General features: G+C 52.9%; 16 protein-coding genes, 2 tRNA genes and 3 other RNA genes. 10 read left to right on the top strand and 11 right to left on the bottom strand.

Annotated elements, in window-relative coordinates:
- A complete protein-coding gene (locus AB8W27_RS08935; protein ID WP_015741490.1) occupies positions 1-798 on the bottom strand; it encodes a helix-turn-helix transcriptional regulator in 798 nt (265 codons plus the stop codon).
- Positions 799-901: 103 nt separating this feature from the next.
- On the opposite strand from AB8W27_RS08935, the gene AB8W27_RS08940 reads away from it, so the two are divergent.
- On the top strand, positions 902-2,356 hold the full coding sequence (locus tag AB8W27_RS08940) for an MFS transporter (RefSeq protein WP_015741489.1): 1,455 nt from the start codon (positions 902-904) through the stop codon (positions 2,354-2,356).
- Between the two features lie 391 nt (positions 2,357-2,747).
- On the opposite strand, the gene AB8W27_RS08945 is transcribed toward AB8W27_RS08940, so the two are convergent.
- The 7 genes from AB8W27_RS08945 to AB8W27_RS08975 all read right to left on the bottom strand — a co-directional run bounded on the left by AB8W27_RS08945 (position 2,748) and on the right by AB8W27_RS08975 (position 4,993).
- Positions 2,748-2,878: non-coding RNA, RtT sRNA (locus AB8W27_RS08945), on the bottom strand.
- Positions 2,879-2,922: 44 nt separating this feature from the next.
- Positions 2,923-3,007: transfer RNA gene (locus tag AB8W27_RS08950), tRNA-Tyr, on the bottom strand.
- Between the two features lie 36 nt (positions 3,008-3,043).
- A non-coding RNA gene (locus AB8W27_RS08955) (RtT sRNA) lies at positions 3,044-3,174 on the bottom strand.
- Between the two features lie 44 nt (positions 3,175-3,218).
- A tRNA-Tyr gene (locus AB8W27_RS08960) sits at positions 3,219-3,303 on the bottom strand.
- A 26-nt stretch (positions 3,304-3,329) separates the two neighbouring features.
- Positions 3,330-3,474, bottom strand: a non-coding RNA gene (locus tag AB8W27_RS08965) — RtT sRNA.
- Positions 3,475-3,640: 166 nt separating this feature from the next.
- A complete protein-coding gene (gene purU / locus AB8W27_RS08970) occupies positions 3,641-4,483 on the bottom strand; it encodes a formyltetrahydrofolate deformylase (RefSeq protein ID WP_015741488.1) in 843 nt (280 codons plus the stop codon).
- 51 nt (positions 4,484-4,534) lie between these two features.
- Complete coding sequence (locus tag AB8W27_RS08975; RefSeq protein WP_071820297.1) at positions 4,535-4,993, bottom strand: YchJ family protein; 459 nt, start codon at positions 4,991-4,993, stop codon at positions 4,535-4,537.
- A 355-nt stretch (positions 4,994-5,348) separates the two neighbouring features.
- On the opposite strand from AB8W27_RS08975, the gene rssB reads away from it, so the two are divergent.
- The 4 genes from rssB (at position 5,349) to AB8W27_RS08995 (ending at position 9,862) form a co-directional block, all read left to right on the top strand.
- Positions 5,349-6,362 (top strand): two-component system response regulator RssB, encoded by a 1,014-nt coding sequence (gene rssB / locus AB8W27_RS08980; protein ID WP_015741486.1) that lies wholly within the window; start codon positions 5,349-5,351, stop codon positions 6,360-6,362.
- 201 nt (positions 6,363-6,563) lie between these two features.
- The gene (galU, locus tag AB8W27_RS08985) at positions 6,564-7,472 is read left to right on the top strand and encodes a UTP--glucose-1-phosphate uridylyltransferase GalU (RefSeq protein ID WP_007762037.1); all 909 of its coding nucleotides are present in this window, start codon (positions 6,564-6,566) and stop codon (positions 7,470-7,472) included.
- A gap of 21 nt (positions 7,473-7,493) precedes the next feature.
- Positions 7,494-8,834 carry a UDP-glucose/GDP-mannose dehydrogenase family protein gene (locus tag AB8W27_RS08990; protein WP_015741484.1) on the top strand — a complete coding sequence of 447 codons (1,341 nt, stop codon included), beginning with the start codon at positions 7,494-7,496 and terminating at the stop codon, positions 8,832-8,834.
- Between the two features lie 14 nt (positions 8,835-8,848).
- Positions 8,849-9,862, top strand: coding sequence for an NAD-dependent epimerase (locus tag AB8W27_RS08995; RefSeq protein WP_015741483.1), 1,014 nt, complete (start codon positions 8,849-8,851; stop codon positions 9,860-9,862).
- A gap of 112 nt (positions 9,863-9,974) precedes the next feature.
- Here the strand turns inward: AB8W27_RS08995 and hns are convergent, their stop codons facing one another.
- Positions 9,975-10,388: a histone-like nucleoid-structuring protein H-NS gene (gene hns, locus AB8W27_RS09000; RefSeq protein WP_007679581.1), complete on the bottom strand. Its 414-nt coding sequence runs from the start codon at positions 10,386-10,388 to the stop codon at positions 9,975-9,977.
- A gap of 540 nt (positions 10,389-10,928) precedes the next feature.
- Between hns and tdk the strand changes: the two genes are divergently transcribed.
- Positions 10,929-11,534 carry a thymidine kinase gene (gene tdk / locus AB8W27_RS09005; RefSeq protein ID WP_015741482.1) on the top strand — a complete coding sequence of 202 codons (606 nt, stop codon included), beginning with the start codon at positions 10,929-10,931 and terminating at the stop codon, positions 11,532-11,534.
- Between the two features lie 283 nt (positions 11,535-11,817).
- On the opposite strand, the gene adhE is transcribed toward tdk, so the two are convergent.
- Positions 11,818-14,496, bottom strand: a complete 2,679-nt coding sequence (adhE, locus tag AB8W27_RS09010) for a bifunctional acetaldehyde-CoA/alcohol dehydrogenase (RefSeq protein WP_015741481.1) — start codon at positions 14,494-14,496, stop codon at positions 11,818-11,820.
- A gap of 480 nt (positions 14,497-14,976) precedes the next feature.
- Between adhE and AB8W27_RS09015 the strand changes: the two genes are divergently transcribed.
- Positions 14,977-15,615, top strand: a complete 639-nt coding sequence (locus AB8W27_RS09015; protein WP_007762025.1) for a YchE family NAAT transporter — start codon at positions 14,977-14,979, stop codon at positions 15,613-15,615.
- 286 nt (positions 15,616-15,901) lie between these two features.
- Here AB8W27_RS09015 and AB8W27_RS09020 read toward each other — a convergent pair whose 3' ends face one another.
- On the bottom strand, positions 15,902-16,105 hold the full coding sequence (locus AB8W27_RS09020) for a hypothetical protein (protein WP_015741479.1): 204 nt from the start codon (positions 16,103-16,105) through the stop codon (positions 15,902-15,904).
- Positions 16,106-16,406: 301 nt separating this feature from the next.
- On the opposite strand from AB8W27_RS09020, the gene oppA reads away from it, so the two are divergent.
- The 3 genes from oppA (at position 16,407) to oppC (ending at position 19,962) form a co-directional block, all read left to right on the top strand.
- Positions 16,407-18,035 (top strand): oligopeptide ABC transporter substrate-binding protein OppA, encoded by a 1,629-nt coding sequence (oppA, locus tag AB8W27_RS09025; RefSeq protein ID WP_041923627.1) that lies wholly within the window; start codon positions 16,407-16,409, stop codon positions 18,033-18,035.
- Between the two features lie 83 nt (positions 18,036-18,118).
- Positions 18,119-19,039, top strand: coding sequence for an oligopeptide ABC transporter permease OppB (oppB, locus tag AB8W27_RS09030; protein WP_007673995.1), 921 nt, complete (start codon positions 18,119-18,121; stop codon positions 19,037-19,039).
- A gap of 14 nt (positions 19,040-19,053) precedes the next feature.
- Positions 19,054-19,962, top strand: a complete 909-nt coding sequence (oppC, locus tag AB8W27_RS09035; protein WP_007762018.1) for an oligopeptide ABC transporter permease OppC — start codon at positions 19,054-19,056, stop codon at positions 19,960-19,962.
- Positions 19,963-19,968 lie beyond the last annotated feature (6 nt).

Below are 19,968 nucleotides of genomic sequence, written 5' to 3' on the forward strand. Positions count from 1 at the left end.
TCACGGAGTCGTCGCTTCGTGTTGTCGCGCATAGACCACCAGCCTCAGATGCCGGTCTTCATCCACGGTCAGAGACGTAAATTCGAACGGCACGGGGTTTTCTTCTATCAGCAAACGGCGAACGCCGTTGCATGGCGCGTGAACATGATGTTGTCGCCACCAGGTTTTGAACTCTGGCGAGACATGTTCCAGTTCATCGACCAGTTCCTGAATATCCGTACTTTGGCTGGCGCGCGTGAAGTCCCGGCGAAAACTTGAGAGCATCAGCGGGGCCTGTTCCTCCCAGTCAACCACCCGCATCCGAAGGGCGGGATCGGTGAACAGGAGCCAGAGAAGGTTACGCCGCTCGGGTTGGTGGCGCGCGAAATGAAACAGCGCATCGGCGGAGGCGTTAAAACCCAGAACGTCCCAGCGCAGATTGAGCACAAACGCGGGGTGTGGCAGATCATGCATCAGGCGTCGCACCAGGGGGGGCAGCACGCACCAGGTTTTACCTGGCTCGGCCGGTGGGCGCTCATGCGCCAGCATAAACAGGTGGCGACGTTCGGCGGCATCCAGTTTCAGCACCCTGGCCAGATTATCCAGAAAGGTGGACGACACCCCGATATCCCGGCCCTGTTCAAGCCAGGTGTACCAGGTAAGGCCGACGCCCGCCAGCGCCGCGACCTCTTCACGCCGAAGCCCTGGCGTCCGGCGCCGCGTTCCGCTGGGAAGGCCGACATCGGCGGGTGACAGGCGCTCCCGCTGCGTCCTTAAAAAGGCGGCCAGATCGGTACGCGTTCGATTCAGTGTTCGCATCGCTTATCTCATTGCTTTTAGTAATAGCATAAACTGTTAAATTGTAATGGTTTAAAAGGACGGTGAGAATCGTCGCATATTCTTCTGACAATGGATACGCGATATGAAATTACCCCACTCCTTTACGATGCCGACCAAACGCGCCTCCCGCGCCGCGCCGCCGTGGACAGGCTTGTCCGTACTCCTCCTCGCGGGGTTCGTCACCATTTTCGATCTGTTTGTCGTCAATGTCGCCATTCCCGGCATTCAGAGTGGTCTGCGCGCGGATTTCGCCCAGATTAGTCTCGTCGTCGCCGGATATGAACTCGCTTTTGGCGTGTTGCTGATTACTGGCGGGCGGCTGGGCGACCGCTTTGGCCGCCGCCAGCTGTTCATTGTCGGTATGGCGGGCTTTACCCTGGCATCAGCGTGTTGCGGCCTGGCGCCCGGCATCGGTTATCTTATTAGCGCCCGTGTCTTGCAGGGGCTGGCGGCAGCGCTGCTGTTCCCGCAGGTGTATGCCTCCATTCGGGTTAATTTTGAGGGCAATGACAGACGCAGAGCCTTTGGCCTGCTGGGGATGACGCTGGGCCTGGCCGCGATTGCCGGTCAGGTGTTGGGCGGTTGGCTGGTACATGTCGATCTGTTCGGGCTGAGCTGGCGTAACATTTTTCTCATCAATATACCGGTGGGGGCGATCGCCATTCTCGCGGCACGCGCTATTCCCGAATCCACCGCCCCGCAGAGGCCTCAGCTGGACTGGATGGGCGTGGTGCTGGTCAGCATCGGGCTGACGCTGTTACTGGTTCCGCTAATTGAGGGGGCGGTGCAGGGCTGGCCTGCGTGGAGCTTGTGGTCACCGGGTGTGGCGCTGGTGTTGCTCGCGCTTTTTTACCGGCAACAGGAACGACGCCGCAGAGCAGGGAAGTGGCTGCTGGTTGATATGCGTCTGATGTCGAAGCGCCAGTTTGCGCTGGGCACGTTACTGGTGCTGCTGGTCTACTCGACCTCCAGTTCATTTTTCCTCTGCTTTGCCTTACTCGCGCAGACGGGATTGGGGCTGGATCCTTTCCTTGCGGGCAGCCTGTTTGCGCCCTGTAGCGTGGGGTTTGTGCTCGCATCGCTGGCGGCGCCGCGTCTGGTGGCGAGAAAGGGAACCCGGACCCTGTTTTGGGGCGGCCTCATCTATGCGGTTTTTATCGGGGTGTTAATGGCGCAGGTCGGAATATCTGGCGCTGAGCTTAAACTCGCGACGCTGATCCCGGCGCTGATGATGATCGGCGCCGGTCAGGGTTACATTATGACGCCCTTACTGAACCTGGTGCTGGGTTTCGTCGACGAAGCGGAATCGGGCATGGCATCCGGCGTGATATCGACCGTGCAGCAGGTTGGCGCGGCGCTGGGCGTCGCTGTTGTTGGCATCCTGTTTCATGGCGCGCTTTCAGAGGCGACGTCTCTGCCACAAGCCGGACAGTATGCCTCTGCGTTTGTGTCCGGGATGCTGTACAACCTCGGAGCGGCTGTCGCTACCTGCCTGCTGTTGCTGATTCTGGTAAAAACGCAGCGGGCAACATGCTGATCGCGCGTCATCACTGACAGTTGTGGTTTGCCTTTCCGGTATCAGCGGATGCCGGAAGCATCATCCTTCGCCGGTCAATGGCATATGGGAAGTAAATGTAGGGTGGATAAGCGAAGCGCATCCACCGAAAGCCGATGATGCGAAATGCGATTTCTCTGTCGCTCGTCCCGAACCTTAGTCGAAGGATCTCATTCTTCGCCGGTCAATGGCATACAGGACGTGGCAAATAAATGTAGGGTGGATAAGCGAAGCGCATCCACCGAAAGCAGATGGCGTGAAATGCGATTTCTCAGTCGCTCGCCTCGAACCTTGTCGAAGCTTCTCATCCTTCCCCGGTCAATAACATATGGGAACGGGAGAGTGTATCAGCGAGAGGAGTATTCAAAGGAGATGGTGGTGGGGGAAGGATTATTCGTCGCTCCGCTCCTCACCCTTCGGGCCGTTGCCTGCGGCAACGTTGTCTCGCTGTCGCTCGACTCGAACCTTGTCGAAGCTTCTCATCCTTCCCCGGTCAATGCTATAGGGAAACGGGAGAGTGTATCAGCGTGAGGGGTATTCAAAGGAGATGGTGGTGGGGGAAGGATTCGAACCTTCGAAGTCTGTGACGGCAGATTTACAGTCTGCTCCCTTTGGCCGCTCGGGAACCCCACCACGGGGTAATTCATATTGTAGAGATACTGCGTGAGAGGGTGGTGGGTGAAGGATTATTCGTCGCTCCGCTCCTCACCCTTCGGGCCGTTGCCTTCGGCAACGTTGTCTCGCTGTCGCTCGACTCGAACCTTATCAAAGGTTCTCACCCTTCCCCGGTAAGTTTTCCCTTCAGGTCAACTTAACTGGGTAACCACAGTGCTGTGGTTGAAGATGGTGGTGGGGGAAGGATTCGAACCTTCGAAGTCGATGACGGCAGATTTACAGTCTGCTCCCTTTGGCCGCTCGGGAACCCCACCACGGGGTAAAACGCTTTACTTCGCATTGACGTTGTAAGGAAGGATTATTCGTCGCTTCGCGACTCACCCTTCGGGCCGTTGCCTTCGGCAACGTTCTCTCACTACGCTCGAGTCGAACCTTCGAAGTCGATGACGGCAGATTTGCAGTCAGCTCCCTGATGTACGCTCGGAAACCCCACCACGGGGTAATGCTTTTTACTGGCCTGCCTCCACTGCGGGAAGCGGGGCGCATCATATCAAATGTCGCGCCCCTGTAAAGTCTTCCGTTAGCCAATAACGATTGTTTGCGTACTTTTTGCCCGTAACGTTTTAAAGCTAAACAGAAACGGGCAATGGCTTACAGAATAATCGTGCGGTTGCCGTAAACAAACACGCGCTGGGCCAGTACCTGGTACAACGCGCGGCTGAGAACATTTTTCTCAACGTCGCGGCCCGCGCGCATCATATCTTCCGCGGTATACGTGTGATCCACATGAATCACGTCCTGCATGATGATCGGACCTTCATCCAGATTATCATTCACATAGTGCGCGGTCGCGCCGATAATTTTCACGCCGCGCTCGTACGCCTGATGATAAGGACGCGCGCCGATAAACGCCGGCAGGAACGAGTGGTGAATGTTGATAATCTTGTTCGGGAAGCGGGCGACAAAATCCGGCGTCAGGACACGCATATACTTCGCCAGCACGACGTAATCCGGCTGATGCGCCTCGATGGCGTCCGCCATCAGCTTATCGTGCGCCTCGCGGGTGAGGCCCTCGTGACTGACCAGCTCAAACGGAATGTCGAAACGCTCAACCAGCGAACGTAACGTCTCGTGGTTGCCGATAACCGCAGCGATGTCGACATCCAGACCGCCGTAATTGGCTTTCATCAGTAAATCGCCGAGGCAGTGCGCTTCTTTGGTCACCAGAATGACGATGCGGCGACGTCCGGCCGGATTCAGCTCGCGTACGGAGCCCGCAGGCAGCGCGCTGTCGAGATCGGCCAGCAGTGTGGCGTCGTTGAAAATGCCTTCCAGTTCGGTGCGCATAAAGAAGCGGCCGGTGCGGTGATCGACGAATTCATTGTTCTGCACGATATTCAGCTCGTGCTTGTAGCAAATATTGGTGATGCGCGCGATGAGCCCTTTCTGATCCGGACAGATGGTGCGCAGTACTTTACGTTGTAATGCTTGCATTGCAGGGGTGATCCTGTTGATGGTTTGCCAGTGTGTTGTCAGTCAGCGGTGTTATTGCCCGCAACACTTTTTAAATTTTTTCCCGGAGCCGCAGGGGCATGGATCGTTGCGTCCAAACACCGGGCGGGTGCCGTCGATATAGTACCAGCGGCCCTCTTCGTTCAGAAAACGCGAACGCTCGATAATCGCGCCGGATTTGCCATTTTCCTGGAAACGCGCCACGAAACTGACGTACGCTTCGCTTTCGGTATGACCCGGCGCTTCTTCAAATATCGTCAGGCCAAGCCACTGCGTATGAGCGAAGCCCGCTTCGATATCGGCGCGGAAGCGGTCTGCCTCACAGGCGGGATGCCAGGTCTTTATCAGATATTGCGCATTTTTCATCACGAAAGCGCAGTATCGGGAGCGCATAAGTTGTGATGCGAGGGCTGCGCTCTTGTTACCAGAAAGATAAGGCTGGCAACATAGGCTATACTCCAGAGCGCTACCGCAAGGACAAAGTTGCGACACGATTTCTCCTTGAGGACAAAATTAAGGCGTTAAACGCCACAGCGGCACTATGTTAACCGAGCGACGGCCTTGATGCCACGCCGCCGCTGATATGCAGACTTTTACGCCCGTGGCGCCTGATGCCGGGGCGAACCAACACACAGCAAGGCTTAGCCTTACATAAAGGTATAAAATAAAGTATCCACATGCTGCAGTTTATCTTTTGGTCACAGGGCACGATTACCCCCGCTTCATTGCACCAGGCGCAAAAGCGTTATGTTTCTTCCTGTTGCGTTGACATTCTTCGGGCAATTCTGACAGGCACAGCCCGCCTCAGCATGCCAAACTTGGCAACAAGTCATTCAGGGGGGGAGAGATGACGCAACCATTAGCCGGCAAACAGATCCTCATCGTTGAAGATGAAGCCGTTTTTCGTTCAATGCTTGACGCATGGCTTTCATCGCTGGGCGCAGAGACGCATCTTGCTGAAGATGGCGTTGACGCGCTGGAGAAAATGCACGACGCCGCGGCAGATCTGCTGATCTGCGATCTGGAAATGCCGCGAATGAATGGACTGAAGCTCATTGAGCGTCTGCGCAACGACGGCAATCAAATCCCCATTCTGGTCATTTCCGCGACCGACAATATGTCTGATATCGCCAAAGCGCTGCGTCTTGGCGTGCAGGATGTGCTGCTAAAACCCGTCAAAGATTTTAACCGGCTGCGTGAAACCGTTTACGCGTGTCTCTATCCCACTATGTTCAACTCGCGCGTCGAGGAAGAAGAGCGCCTGTTTCAGGACTGGGATGCGCTGGTGAACAACCCTCACGCCGCCGCGAAGTTGCTCAAAGAGTTACAGCCGCCGGTGCAACAGGTGATGTCGCACTGCCGCGTCAATTATCGCCAGCTGGTTGCCGCCGACGAACTGGGGCTGGTGCTCGATATTGCGCCCATTTCCGACAACGACCTGGCGTTTTATTGTCTCGACGTTACGCGCGCCGGCGACAACGGCGTGCTGGCCGCGCTGTTATTACGCGCGCTGTTTAATGGATTACTTCAGGAACAACTGTCACAACAGCGTCAGCGTTTACCTGAGCTTGGGGCTTTACTTAAGCAGGTAAATCAATTGTTGCGCCAGGCGAATTTGTACGGACAGTTTCCTTTGCTGGTGGGTTATTACCACAGCGAATTAAAAAATCTCATATTAGTCTCCGCCGGTCTTAACGCAACGTTAAATACCGGAGATAACCAAATTCAGCTCAGCAACGGTGTTCCTTTGGGCACTTTGGGCAATACTTACTTAAATCAAATCAGCCAGCGCTGCGAGTCCTGGCAGTGTCAGGTCTGGGGCGCTGGCGGTCGTTTAAGACTCATGTTGTCTGCAGAATGAGCATTTGATTTATCTGATGCAGATAGCTTTTCTTGGCTATCTGCGCAGGTGGTAATATCGCGTCAGTTTTCTTCGTATTTGTCCTAAATTGCCATGACACAAGGGTATTCAGACTCTTTCCCCATTTTTTAACTGATATACTCGAACGCGTTTTTAATTGACGAACAAGTGTGAAACTTGAACAGTCCAGGAGAATATTCAATGGCTGCCATTAATTCGAAAGTGAAAAAAGCAGTAATCCCGGTTGCGGGATTAGGAACCAGGATGTTGCCGGCCACGAAGGCGATTCCAAAAGAGATGCTGCCGCTGGTGGATAAACCGTTAATTCAGTATGTCGTTAATGAGTGTATTGCCGCTGGCATTACTGAGATTGTTCTGGTCACTCACTCCTCAAAAAACTCCATCGAAAACCACTTCGATACCAGCTTTGAACTTGAAGCGATGCTGGAAAAACGCGTTAAGCGCCAGCTGCTGGAAGAAGTACAGTCCATCTGCCCGCCGCACGTGACTATCATGCAGGTGCGTCAGGGTCTCGCGAAAGGCCTGGGTCACGCGGTAATGTGCGCGCATCCGGTGGTCGGCAACGAGCCGGTGGCCGTGATCCTGCCGGACGTTATCCTCGATGAGTTTGAATCCGATCTCTCCCAGGACAACCTGGCGGAAATGATTAAGCGTTTCGACGAAACAGGCCGCAGCCAAATCATGGTTGAGCCGGTGGCTGACGTGACCGCGTACGGCGTGGTGGATTGCCAGGGCGCGCAGCTGCAGGCAGGCGACAGCGTGCCGATGGTTGGCATCGTTGAGAAACCGAAAGCCGATGTGGCGCCGTCTAACCTCGCGGTTGTCGGCCGTTACGTGCTTGGCGCTGACATCTGGCCTCTGCTGGCGAAAACCCCTCCGGGAGCGGGTGATGAGATCCAGCTGACCGACTCCATCGCGATGCTGATGGATAAAGAAACCGTCGAGGCCTACCACATGAAAGGCAAAAGCCACGACTGCGGCAACAAACTGGGTTACATGCAGGCCTTCGTGGAATACGGAATTCGCCACAATACGCTGGGTGAAGAGTTCAAAACCTGGCTTAACGACACCGTCGGCGACAAGAAGTAATTAATCACCCGGGACAACGTAATGAAAGTAACCGTATTTGGTATTGGCTACGTAGGGCTGGTACAGGCCGCTGTGCTGGCGGAAGTTGGGCATGACGTCATGTGTATCGACGTTGACGCCAACAAGGTTGAAAACCTGAAGAAAGGGATTATCCCGATCTATGAGCCCGGCCTGACGCCGCTGGTGAAGAAAAACTACGAAGAAGGGCGTCTGCATTTCAGCACCGACGCTGCGGAAGGGGTTAACCACGGCGTAATGCAGTTTATCGCCGTGGGTACGCCGCCGGATGAAGATGGCTCAGCTGACCTGAAATATGTCACGGCTGTGGCGCGCACTATCGCTCAGCATATGACCAGCCATAAAGTCGTGCTGGATAAATCCACCGTTCCGGTCGGTACCGCCGATAAAGTGCGTCAGGTGATGAGCGAAACGCTGAAAGCGCGCGGCGCGGATTTCCCGTTCGATGTGGTTTCCAACCCGGAATTCCTCAAAGAAGGGGCGGCAGTCGCTGACTGCATGCGTCCTGAGCGTATCGTGGTGGGTACCGACAACGATGATGTTGTCGAACTGCTGCGCGAGCTCTATGAGCCGTTCAACCGCAATCACGATCGTATGATCCTGATGGATATTCGTAGCGCCGAGCTGACCAAATATGCCGCCAACTGCATGCTGGCGACCAAAATCAGCTTTATGAACGAGATCTCAAACCTGGCGGAACGCCTGGGTGCGGATATCGAGAAAGTGCGCCAGGGTATCGGCTCCGATCCCCGTATCGGCTATCACTTTATTTATCCAGGCTGCGGCTACGGCGGCTCTTGCTTCCCGAAAGACGTTCAGGCGCTGATCCGTACCTCTGAGCATATCGGTTATGTGCCGCGTCTGCTGAAAGCGGTAGAAGACGTCAACAACGATCAGAAGATGAAGCTGCCGGAGTTTATCCGCCGTCATTTCGGCGAAAATCTGGAAGGCAAAACCTTCGCGCTGTGGGGTCTCTCTTTCAAACCGAATACCGATGACATGCGCGAAGCCTCCAGCCGCGTGCTGATGGAAGAGCTGTGGAAACATGGCGCGACCGTCCAGGCTTACGATCCGGAAGCGATGGATGAAACCCAGCGTATTTACGGTCATCGTGCAGATCTGCGTTTGATGGGCACTAAAGAAGCGGCGCTGCAGGGCGCGGACGCGTTGATTATCTGCACCGAGTGGCAGGCATTCCGCGCGCCGGATTTTGATTTCATCAAAAATTCCCTGAAAGAACCGGTTATCTTTGATGGCCGTAACCTGTATGATCCGGCAAGGCTCAGCAAACGCGGCTTTGTTTATTATGCAATCGGCCGTGGAGCGTCCATTAACATTGCATAATTAATGAGGATCGTATGAAATTTCTGGTTACCGGCGCAGCAGGCTTTATTGGTTTTCATGTTAGCGAACGTCTGCTGGCAGCCGGTCACCAGGTTATCGGTATCGATAACCTGAATGATTATTATGACGTCAACCTCAAACTCGCCCGCCTCAATCTTCTTAAACAACATAGCGCCTTTCATTTCGAAAAAATTGATCTGGCAGATCGCCAGGCGATGGAAACGTTATTTGCTCAGCACCAGCCGCAACGCGTCATTCATCTGGCTGCGCAGGCAGGCGTGCGTTATTCGCTGGAAAATCCTCACGCTTATGCGGATGCCAACCTGACGGGGCATTTAAACGTGCTGGAAGGGTGTCGTCACCATAAAGTTGAGCATTTATTATACGCGTCTTCCAGTTCCGTTTACGGGCTGAACCGTAAAATGCCTTTTTCCACCGACGATTCTGTCGATCATCCGGTCTCTTTATATGCGGCTACGAAAAAAGCCAATGAGCTGATGTCGCATACTTATTCGCATTTGTATGGTCTGCCGACAACAGGGCTGCGCTTTTTCACCGTATATGGCCCCTGGGGTCGTCCGGATATGGCGTTGTTTAAATTTACCCAGGCAATTGTCAAAGGCAGCAGCATTGACGTTTATAATCACGGCCAGATGCGACGCGATTTTACTTATATCGACGATATTGCTGAGGCGATTGTCCGTTTGCAGGATGTCATTCCGCAGGCTGATCCGCAATGGACGGTGGAAAACGGCTCTCCGGCCACCAGCTCAGCACCATATCGTGTTTATAATATCGGCAACAGTTCTCCCGTTGCGTTAATGGATTATATTTCCGCTCTCGAAAAAGCCCTTGGCAAAGAAGCGCAGAAAAATATGCTGCCGATGCAGCCGGGTGATGTGCTCGAAACGAGTGCTGATACGTCCGCGCTGTATAAAGTTATTGGCTTTAAGCCGCAGACCTCGGTAGAAGAGGGCGTTAAACGCTTTGTAGAGTGGTATAAAGGGTTTTATAACGTTGAAGGGTAAACCCTGCAGCTATTGCCGCTGAGCGCCTCTTGCTTACTGTGAGAGGCCTAAAAAACAAAAATCCCGCCGAGGCGGGATTTTTTACAGCACCAAAAGCACTGCCTGAACGGAATTAATCCTTGATCAGGAAATCGTCCAGCTGTTTACCCTGCTCGTCGATCGCTTTTTTGATCACAGCAGGCGTACGGCCCTGGCCAGTCCAGGTTTTGCTTTCGCCGTTTTCGTCGGTATAACGATATTTAGCCGGGCGTGCAGCACGTTTAGCTTTAGTACCGGTTTTAGCGGCAGACATGCTGTTCAGCAATTCATTCGGGTCAATACCGTCAGCAATCAGCATTTCACGGTACTGCTGTAATTTACGGGTACGTTCTTCGATTTCCGCAGCGGCGGCGCTTTCTTCTTCACGGCGCTCATTTACAACCACTTCTAATTTCTCCAGCATCTCTTCCAGAGTTTCCAGAGTACATTCTCTCGCCTGTGCACGAAGAGTACGGATGTTGTTCAGAATTTTAAGTGCTTCGCTCATTGTAGTAATCTCAAACTTATAATGGGGTGGTGTGTTGAGGTAATAATAGAGCCTTAAATTCAGTTCTGCAATAGGCCGAAATGTAAGGAAGTCAAAATATCGGATTATTTGTGCGCATTTAAAAAAGCGACACTTAAATTTTTCTTGAACTGACGCACAAAGTTGATGGGGTAAAATGCGCCGTCCTGCGCGGCGTCAGGCTCCAATTCTCCAGAGAAACACCATTTTTTAAGGGATTATTATCGGTCCAGAAAAATATCCTGCCTATGTATTAGTGGTTCCTCCAGTAGCCCAGGACAGGCTTTTATTAGAATAGTCAGCAAGCAATGCCTATTTGATTAACTGGCTAAAATGGCTGCTCTCTCCACACTTTATCCACAATATGAGAGGCAATTTGTTTCAAAGTGTGGAGCGTTGTTCCTTTCGCGTATCACTATATAAGATATGTCTGCGCCGGGTCTGGGCGGCGGGATGCCTGGCGCAGAGAATATGATACACTGGCGGCAACGTATCAACACTTTAGCCAGGGTTATCGAGCAGATGGCGCAACTTTATTTTTACTATTCAGCAATGAATGCTGGTAAATCGACAGCATTACTCCAGTCGTCATATAACTACCAGGAAAGGGGAATGCGCACGCTGGTTTATACGGCGGAAATTGACGATCGTTTTGGCGCCGGGAAGGTGAGTTCCCGTATAGGATTATCCTCGCCCGCGCGGCTTTATAATGCTCAGACATCTTTATTCGAAGATATTCGCGACGCCCACCAGGAGGCCCCGGTTCATTGCGTACTGGTGGATGAAAGCCAGTTTTTAACGCGTGAGCAGGTTTATGCGCTGTCTGAAGTGGTCGATAAGCTGGATATTCCCGTGCTCTGTTATGGCCTGCGTACTGATTTTCGTGGCGAACTCTTTGGAGGCAGTCAGTATCTGCTGGCGTGGTCGGATAAACTGGTGGAACTGAAAACCGTCTGTTTTTGCGGTCGTAAGGCGGGCATGGTGCTTCGTCTTGACCATGAAGGCCGGCCTTATAATGAAGGTGAACAAGTCGTCATTGGCGGGAATGAACGTTATGTGTCGGTGTGTCGTAAGCATTATAAAGAAGCGCTTGAGAAGGGCTCTTTAAAGGCCGTACAGGGGCATTAACACGTTAACGTTATTCCCCTGGGACCCTGTCAGAAAAAGCCTCAGAGACGCGCTGAGGCTTTTTTATGGAGTAGAGGCTGGCGTGTTCGCGTAGTGGTCTACAGGTCGGTACGACGTATATCAGGCTGCGTGGGTATATAAAAGCTGAGGTGCTACAAAGGACAGGTTGTGCGGCATTGATTAGCCGCGTTTCTGATACGCGCGCTGCGCAGCGCGCCTGACTGATTTTCGCAGGGCAAAAAAAACCCGCCAGGCGGCGGGTTTTTACGTTCAGATAATAATCTTAAACGGTTTTCTTCGCTTTTTTGTCAGCTTTTACAGCAGGTGCGGCTTCGGCCTGAACTGTTTCAACGCCTTCTTTGTACTCACGGCCGTAGAAGCTATCCAGCAGGATCTGTTTCAGCTCGGAAATCAGCGGATAGCGCGGGTTAGCGCCAGTACACTGGTCATCGAAGGCATCTTCAGACAGCTTATCGACATTGGCCAGGAAGTCAGCTTCCTGAACGCCTGCTTCGCGGATAGATTTCGGAATACCCAGCTCTGCTTTGATGCTTTCCAGCCATGCCAGCAGTTTCTCAATTTTCGCGGCGGTACGGTCGCCCGGAGCAGAGAGACCCAGGTGGTCGGCAACTTCAGCATAACGACGGCGCGCTTGCGGACGGTCGTACTGGCTGAAAGCGGTCTGCTTGGTCGGGTTATCGTTCGCGTTATAGCGGATAACGTTGGAGATCAGCAGGGCGTTCGCCAGACCGTGCGGAATATGGAACTGCGAACCCAGTTTATGCGCCATGGAGTGGCACACGCCCAGGAAGGCGTTCGCAAACGCGATACCGGCGATGGTCGCGGCACTGTGAACACGTTCACGCGCAACCGGGTTTTTCGAACCTTCATGGTAGGACGCCGGCAGGTTTTCTTTCAGCAGTTTCAGAGCCTGCAGCGCCTGGCCATCGGAGAATTCAGACGCCAGTACAGAAACGTAAGCTTCCAGCGCGTGGGTTACCGCATCCAGACCACCGAACGCGCAGAGCGATTTCGGCATATCCATCACCAGGTTGGCGTCGACAATCGCCATATCCGGGGTCAGCGCGTAGTCCGCCAGCGGATATTTCTGGCCGGTTTCGTCGTCGGTAACCACCGCAAACGGGGTCACTTCAGAACCGGTACCGGAGGTGGTGGTAACAGCGATCATTTTCGCTTTCACGCCCATTTTCGGGAACTTGTAGATACGTTTACGGATATCCATAAAGCGCAGCGCCAGTTCTTCGAAGTGGGTTTCCGGGTGCTCATACATGACCCACATGATTTTCGCAGCATCCATCGGGGAGCCGCCGCCCAGCGCGATGATAACGTCCGGTTTAAAGGAGTTCATCAGCTCGGCGCCTTTGCGAACTACGCTCAGGGTCGGGTCAGCTTCGACTTCAAAGAACACTTCAGTTTCAACGCCAGCAGCTTTCAGCACAGAGGTGATCTGATCGGCGTAGCCGTTGTTAAACAGGAAGCGGTCAGTCACGATCATGGCGCGTTTGTGACCATCAGTAATCACTTCATCCAGCGCAATCGGCAGTGAGCCGCGACGGAAGTAGATAGATTTCGGAAGTTTATGCCACAACATGTTTTCAGCTCGCTTAGCAACGGTTTTCTTGTTGATCAGGTGTTTCGGACCAACGTTTTCAGAGATGGAGTTACCACCCCATGAGCCGCAACCCAGCGTCAGAGACGGTGCCAGCTTGAAGTTGTAGAGATCCCCGATACCACCCTGAGAAGCCGGCGTGTTGATAAGGATACGCGCGGTTTTCATTTTGTCGCCGAAGAAGGAGACGCGAGCTGGCTGGTTATCCTGATCGGTATACAGGCAGGAGGTGTGACCGATACCGCCCATCGCTACCAGTTTTTCCGCTTTTTCTACCGCATCTTCAAAATCTTTCGCGCGGTACATTGCAAGAGTAGGGGAGAGTTTCTCGTGAGCGAACGGCTCGCTTTCATCAACCAGAGAAACTTCACCAATCAGAATCTTGGTGCTGGACGGCACAGTAATGCCTGCCATTTCCGCGATTTTAACGGCCGGTTGACCAACGATAGCTGCGTTCAGACCGCCATTTTTCAGGATGATATTTTGAACGGCTTTCAGTTCAGCGCCCTGCAGCAGGTAGCCGCCGTGGCTCGCAAAACGTTCGCGCACCGCGTCATAAGCAGAGTCGACAACAATGACGGACTGTTCTGATGCACAGATAACGCCGTTGTCGAAGGTTTTGGACATCAGGATAGACGCGACCGCACGTTTGATATCGGCAGTTTCGTCGATAACCACCGGGGTGTTACCGGCGCCTACACCGATAGCCGGTTTACCGGAGCTGTATGCTGCTTTCACCATGCCTGGGCCACCGGTGGCCAGGATCAGGTTGATATCCGGGTGATGCATGAGCGCGTTAGACAGCTCAACGGAAGGCTGGTCAATCCAGCCGATCAGATCTTTCGGCGCGCCGGCTGCGATAGCCGCTTGCAGTACGATATCCGCAGCTTTATTGGTTGCGTCTTTCGCACGTGGATGCGGGGAGAAAATGATCGCGTTACGGGTTTTGAGGCTGATCAGCGATTTAAAAATGGCGGTAGAGGTCGGGTTAGTCGTCGGAACGATACCGCAGATAATACCGATAGGTTCAGCGATGGTGATAGTACCGAAGGTATCATCTTCATCGAGGATGCCGCAGGTCTTCTCATCTTTATAGGCGTTGTAGATATATTCAGAAGCAAAGTGGTTTTTGATCACTTTATCTTCGACGATACCCATTCCGGATTCGGCAACGGCCATTTTAGCGAGGGGGATTCGAGCATCTGCAGCGGCCAGAGCGGCGGCGCGGAAGATTTTGTCAACCTGTTCTTGGGTGAAGTTGGCATATTCACGCTGGGCTTTCTTGACGCGCTCTACGAGGGCGTTTAGTTCAGCGACATTAGTAACAGCCATAATGCTCTCCTGATAATGTTAAACTCTTTTAGTAAATCATCTGCTCGAAACCACAGTATAGTCAGCCCCAAACAGCGTGCGTTACAGACAGGTTTACCAGTACGACGACCCTAAACCCCCGCTGATTTACTAAAAGAGCCTTACCTGAATACATTTTTCTGGAAAATGTTTTACTCCCTGGCGGCATCATCAAGATACTCACTTCTGGTTATCAAAAGCGTGATCTAAATCAATTTAACCCGATGCTGACTCCTTTCAGCAGGCCTTATGACGGCAATTCAGCGGTGATTAATATATTTGCTACAGTTGTGGAAATGAAAACTGCCATAAACTCAACAAAATAATAACACAGGTCGACGCGGTCAAACGGGCGCGAGATCAGGAATGTATAAAGGTGTAATGCCGTAGCGTAGCCTGGGGTTTTGGATTACATTACGCACGCCGTCGCCCTACCAATCTGCGGAGCTTCCCTTGAATTCTATGCTGTTTGATTTGCCTACATTTTTTAAATTTTTTATCGGTTTGTTCGCGCTGGTAAACCCGGTGGGCATCATTCCTGTCTTTATTAGTATGACCAGCTATCAGACGGCGGCCGCGCGCAATAAAACCAACCTGACTGCCAACCTCTCGGTCGCCATTATTCTCTGGACGTCACTTTTTTTGGGCGACGCCATCTTGCAGGTGTTCGGCATCTCGATTGACTCCTTCCGGATCGCAGGCGGGATTCTGGTCGTTACCATCGCGATGTCGATGATTAGCGGAAAACTCGGCGAGGATAAACAGAATAAGCAGGAGAAGTCAGAAACCGCGATTCGCGAAAGCATTGGCGTGGTGCCGCTGGCGTTGCCGCTCATGGCGGGGCCAGGGGCTATTAGCTCGACGATCGTCTGGGGCACTCGCTTTCACAGCTGGCAGTATATGCTGGGCTTTACCCTAGCGATTGCGCTTTTCGCCGCCTGTTGCTGGGGCGTGTTCCGCCTGGCGCCATGGCTGGTTCGTCTGCTGGGTCAGACTGGCATCAACGTCATCACCCGTATCATGGGCCTGTTGCTGATGGCCCTGGGCATTGAATTTATTGTGACGGGGATTAAAGCGCTCTTTCCGGGCCTGGTAAGTTAGTCATTTTATTTCTTAAGAAAAGCGGAGCGGAAGCTTCGCTTTTTTCTTTTAGTATTAGCATTTCCTATAACCTTCCTCATCACGCTTTTTTCTTCATAACTTTATCTGATATCTCGCAAAGCATTATTAAAACAATGAATTACAGTATCAGTAACCTCTTGTGCGTTCATAAATAAAGCAATCAGTCTGTTATTTTTATCACATGATACTTTGAGTATTGATGCGGGTTTAACGAAATGATATTAGTAAATTCATCACCACTGCAGATAAATGTGCTAATTTTTGTTCAATTGTTAATTTTATGTTGTGATGCGCTGTGAGCGAAGTGACACGCCGCACCTTCAGCGTAGAATTGGGTTAACTGACTGATAATAATTGTAAAAAAGGCAAAAATCGCGGTTTCTTGATGGGTTGCCGCGACGACATCTTTCGCGACAAAAGAGAAGCGGTTAACAAATTTGTAAATTGTATTGGCGCACAATTCACGCATTTGATACTTTCCGGCAAAACATTTGCCTGCGAATTATCAGCAGACGAGAATGATTTTCGTATGAAAGCGCTTTCTCTCAACAGGTAGCGCGAAAAGAGACTGTCCTTAAACAGGGAAGGGCAGCAAAAGAATCGACGCCAGGCTGCCAGAGAGCAGCCGTGATAAATAAAGTCGGTGATAGCACGTAGTAAAAAAGAAAAACCACCTGGCGGACGCGAAAGCTCCTGCGCTGCACAGGTCCCCATCAGGGGAGAACGGGCTGACTTTCGTCAGTAATAATAATGAGTGGAGTACCAACACAATGTCCATCATCACAAAAAAAAGTCTGGTAGCAGCGGGAATTCTTTCTGCGCTAATCGCGGGAAACGCAATGGCTGCGAATATTCCTGCGGGTGTGCAACTGGCGGAAAAACAAACGCTGGTGCGCAACAACGGTTCAGAAGTGCAGTCGCTTGACCCGCATAAAATTGAAGGCGTGCCTGAGTCCAACATCAACCGCGACCTGTTCGAAGGCCTGCTGGTAACGGATGTGGAAGGCCACCCGAGCGCGGGCGTTGCCGAAAAGTGGGAAAACAAAGATTTTAAAGTCTGGACCTTCCATCTGCGTAAAGACGCCAAATGGTCCAACGGCGAGCCGGTTACGGCACAGGATTTCGTCTACAGCTGGCAGCGCCTGGCTGACCCGAAAACCGCTTCTCCGTATGAAAGCTATCTGCAATACGGTCATATTACCAATATCGACGACATCATCGCCGGTAAAAAACCTGCCACCGATCTTGGCGTAAAAGCGATCGACGACCATACGCTGGAAGTGACCCTCAGCGAGCCGGTCCCGTATTTCTACAAACTGCTGGTGCACTCTTCAATGTCTCCGGTGCCTAAAGCCACCGTTGAGAAATTTGGCGAGAAATGGACCCAGCCGGTGAACATCGTGTCTAACGGCGCGTACAAACTGAAATCCTGGGTGGTGAACGAGCGCATCGTGCTTGAGCGCAACACCAACTACTGGGATAACGCGAAAACCGTTATCAACGAAGTGACCTATCTGCCTATCTCTTCTGAAGTCACCGACGTTAACCGCTACCGCAGCGGCGAAATCGACATGACCTATAACAACATGCCGATTGAACTGTTCCAGAAGCTGAAAAAAGAGATCCCGAAAGAAGTGCACGTCGACCCGTATCTGTGCACTTACTATTACGAAATCAACAACCAGAAAGCGCCGTTTAACGATCCGCGCGTACGTACCGCGCTGAAGCTGGGTCTGGATCGCGATATCATCGTCCATAAAGTGAAAAACCAGGGCGACCTGCCAGCCTATGGTTACACCCCGCCTTACACCGACGGTGCGAAATTCACCGAACCGGCCTGGTTCAAAATGACCCAGGAACAACGTAACGCCGAAGCGAAAAAACTGCTGGCCGAAGCGGGCTATACCGCCGACAAGCCGCTGACATTCGATCTGCTTTACAACACCTCCGATCTGCACAAAAAACTGGCGATTGCGGCTGCGTCCATCTGGAAGAAAAACCTGGGCGTGAACGTGAAACTGGAAAACCAGGAGTGGAAAACCTTCCTGGATACCCGTCATCAGGGCAACTTTGACGTGGCGCGTGCGGGCTGGTGTGCGGATTACAACGAACCGACGTCCTTCCTGAACACCATGCTGTCCAACAGCTCAAACAATACCTCGCATTACAAGAGCGAAGCGTTCGATAAAGTGATGCAGGAAACGCTGCAGGTGAGCGACGAAAGCCAGCGCAGCGAACTCTACAATAAAGCGGAGCAGCAACTGGATAAAGATTCCGTCATCGTGCCGGTCTATTACTACGTGAACGCCCGTCTGGTGAAACCGTGGGTAGGTGGTTATACCGGTAAAGACCCGCTGGATAATGTCTACGTTAAAAACCTGTATATTATCAAACATTAATGGCAATTCGTGGGGCAGGATCTTCTGCCCCACTGTGTCTTATTTTTCCGTGAGTCAAAGGCACACGCCAGAAGGTACGGGCAATGTTGAAATTTATTTTACGTCGCTGTCTGGAAGCGATTCCGACGCTGTTTATCCTTATTACTATTTCCTTCTTTATGATGCGTCTCGCGCCGGGGAGTCCTTTTACCGGCGAACGTAATTTGCCGCCGGAAGTGATGGCGAATATCGAGGCAAAATATCATCTTAATGACCCCATCATGACCCAGTACTTCAATTATCTGAAGCAACTGGCGAAAGGTGATTTCGGTCCGTCCTTTAAATATAAGGACTATTCGGTTAACGATCTGGTGGCTTCCAGTTTCCCGGTTTCTGCGAAATTAGGGGCTGCGGCGTTTTTACTGGCCGTTATTTTAGGCGTAGCGGCAGGTGTTATGGCCGCGCTCAAGCAAAACACGAAATGGGATTTCGCCGTCATGGGGGTGGCGATGACGGGCGTGGTCATACCGAGCTTCGTGGTCGCGCCGCTGCTGGTCATGATCTTTGCCATTACGCTGCACTGGTTGCCGGGCGGCGGCTGGAACGGCGGGGCGCTGAAATTCATGATCCTGCCGATGGTCGCGCTGTCGCTGGCTTACATCGCCAGTATCGCGCGTATCACCCGCGGTTCGATGATCGAAGTGTTGCACTCCAACTTTATTCGTACCGCCCGCGCCAAAGGGCTGCCGATGCGCCGCATTATACTGCGTCACGCGCTGAAGCCTGCGCTGCTGCCGGTGCTCTCCTATCTGGGGCCGGCATTTGTCGGGATCATCACCGGTTCGATGGTAATCGAAACCATCTACGGCCTGCCGGGCATCGGCCAGCTGTTCGTGAACGGCGCGCTGAACCGCGACTACTCGCTGGTACTGAGCCTGACGATTCTGGTCGGCGCGCTGACCATTCTGTTTAACGCGATCGTCGATGTGCTGTATGCCGTTATCGATCCGAAAATTCGTTACTGACACTGGAGCACGCCATGATGTTGAGTAAGAAAAACAGCGAGGCGCTGGAAAACTTCAGTGAAAAACTGGAAGTAGAAGGACGTAGCCTGTGGCAGGACGCCCGCCGTCGCTTTATGCATAACCGCGCGGCGGTCGCGAGTTTGATTGTTCTGGTGCTGATTGCGCTGTTCGTGACCCTTGCGCCGATGCTGTCGCAGTTCAGTTACTTCGATACCGACTGGGGCATGATGTCGAGCCCGCCGGATACCGAATCCGGCCACTGGTTCGGCACCGACTCTTCCGGGCGCGATCTGCTGGTGCGCGTCGCGATTGGCGGGCGTATCTCGCTGATGGTCGGCGTCGCGGCGGCGCTGGTGGCGGTGATTGTCGGCACGCTTTACGGTTCGCTTTCCGGCTATCTCGGCGGCAAAGTGGATTCGGTCATGATGCGTCTGCTGGAGATCCTCAACTCCTTCCCGTTCATGTTCTTCGTGATTCTGCTGGTGACCTTTTTTGGTCAAAATATCCTGCTGATTTTCGTCGCTATCGGGATGGTTTCCTGGCTTGATATGGCGCGTATCGTTCGCGGTCAGACGCTGAGCCTGAAACGTAAAGAGTTCATCGAGGCAGCCCAGGTGGGCGGCGTGTCGACGGCAAATATCGTGGTGCGTCATATCGTACCAAACGTGCTGGGCGTGGTGGTGGTTTACGCCTCCCTGCTGGTGCCAAGCATGATCCTTTTTGAATCTTTCTTAAGCTTCCTCGGCCTCGGTACGCAGGAGCCGCTTAGCTCCTGGGGCGCGCTGCTGAGCGATGGCGCCAACTCGATGGAAGTATCGCCCTGGCTGCTGCTCTTCCCGGCGGGTTTCCTGGTGGTCACCCTGTTTTGTTTTAACTTTATCGGCGATGGCCTGCGTGATGCCCTCGACCCGAAAGATCGTTAAGGAGTG

This window comes from Cronobacter turicensis (assembly GCF_041222865.1).
GTDB classification, from domain to species: Bacteria; Pseudomonadota; Gammaproteobacteria; order Enterobacterales; family Enterobacteriaceae; genus Cronobacter; species Cronobacter turicensis.

Excerpts from the sequence above, each read along its gene's own strand:
- AB8W27_RS08935 (WP_015741490.1), bottom strand. The coding sequence starts at position 798 with ATGCGAACACTGAATCGAACGCGTACCGATCTGGCCGCCTTTTTAAGG.
- AB8W27_RS08940 (WP_015741489.1), top strand. The coding sequence starts at position 902 with ATGAAATTACCCCACTCCTTTACGATGCCGACCAAACGCGCCTCCCGC.
- purU (WP_015741488.1), bottom strand. The coding sequence starts at position 4,483 with ATGCAAGCATTACAACGTAAAGTACTGCGCACCATCTGTCCGGATCAG.
- rssB (WP_015741486.1), top strand. The coding sequence starts at position 5,349 with ATGACGCAACCATTAGCCGGCAAACAGATCCTCATCGTTGAAGATGAA.
- galU (WP_007762037.1), top strand. The coding sequence starts at position 6,564 with ATGGCTGCCATTAATTCGAAAGTGAAAAAAGCAGTAATCCCGGTTGCG.
- AB8W27_RS08990 (WP_015741484.1), top strand. The coding sequence starts at position 7,494 with ATGAAAGTAACCGTATTTGGTATTGGCTACGTAGGGCTGGTACAGGCC.
- AB8W27_RS08995 (WP_015741483.1), top strand. The coding sequence starts at position 8,849 with ATGAAATTTCTGGTTACCGGCGCAGCAGGCTTTATTGGTTTTCATGTT.
- hns (WP_007679581.1), bottom strand. The coding sequence starts at position 10,388 with ATGAGCGAAGCACTTAAAATTCTGAACAACATCCGTACTCTTCGTGCA.
- tdk (WP_015741482.1), top strand. The coding sequence starts at position 10,929 with ATGGCGCAACTTTATTTTTACTATTCAGCAATGAATGCTGGTAAATCG.
- adhE (WP_015741481.1), bottom strand. The coding sequence starts at position 14,496 with ATGGCTGTTACTAATGTCGCTGAACTAAACGCCCTCGTAGAGCGCGTC.
- AB8W27_RS09015 (WP_007762025.1), top strand. The coding sequence starts at position 14,977 with ATGCTGTTTGATTTGCCTACATTTTTTAAATTTTTTATCGGTTTGTTC.
- AB8W27_RS09020 (WP_015741479.1), bottom strand. The coding sequence starts at position 16,105 with ATGCGTGAATTGTGCGCCAATACAATTTACAAATTTGTTAACCGCTTC.
- oppA (WP_041923627.1), top strand. The coding sequence starts at position 16,407 with ATGTCCATCATCACAAAAAAAAGTCTGGTAGCAGCGGGAATTCTTTCT.
- oppB (WP_007673995.1), top strand. The coding sequence starts at position 18,119 with ATGTTGAAATTTATTTTACGTCGCTGTCTGGAAGCGATTCCGACGCTG.
- oppC (WP_007762018.1), top strand. The coding sequence starts at position 19,054 with ATGATGTTGAGTAAGAAAAACAGCGAGGCGCTGGAAAACTTCAGTGAA.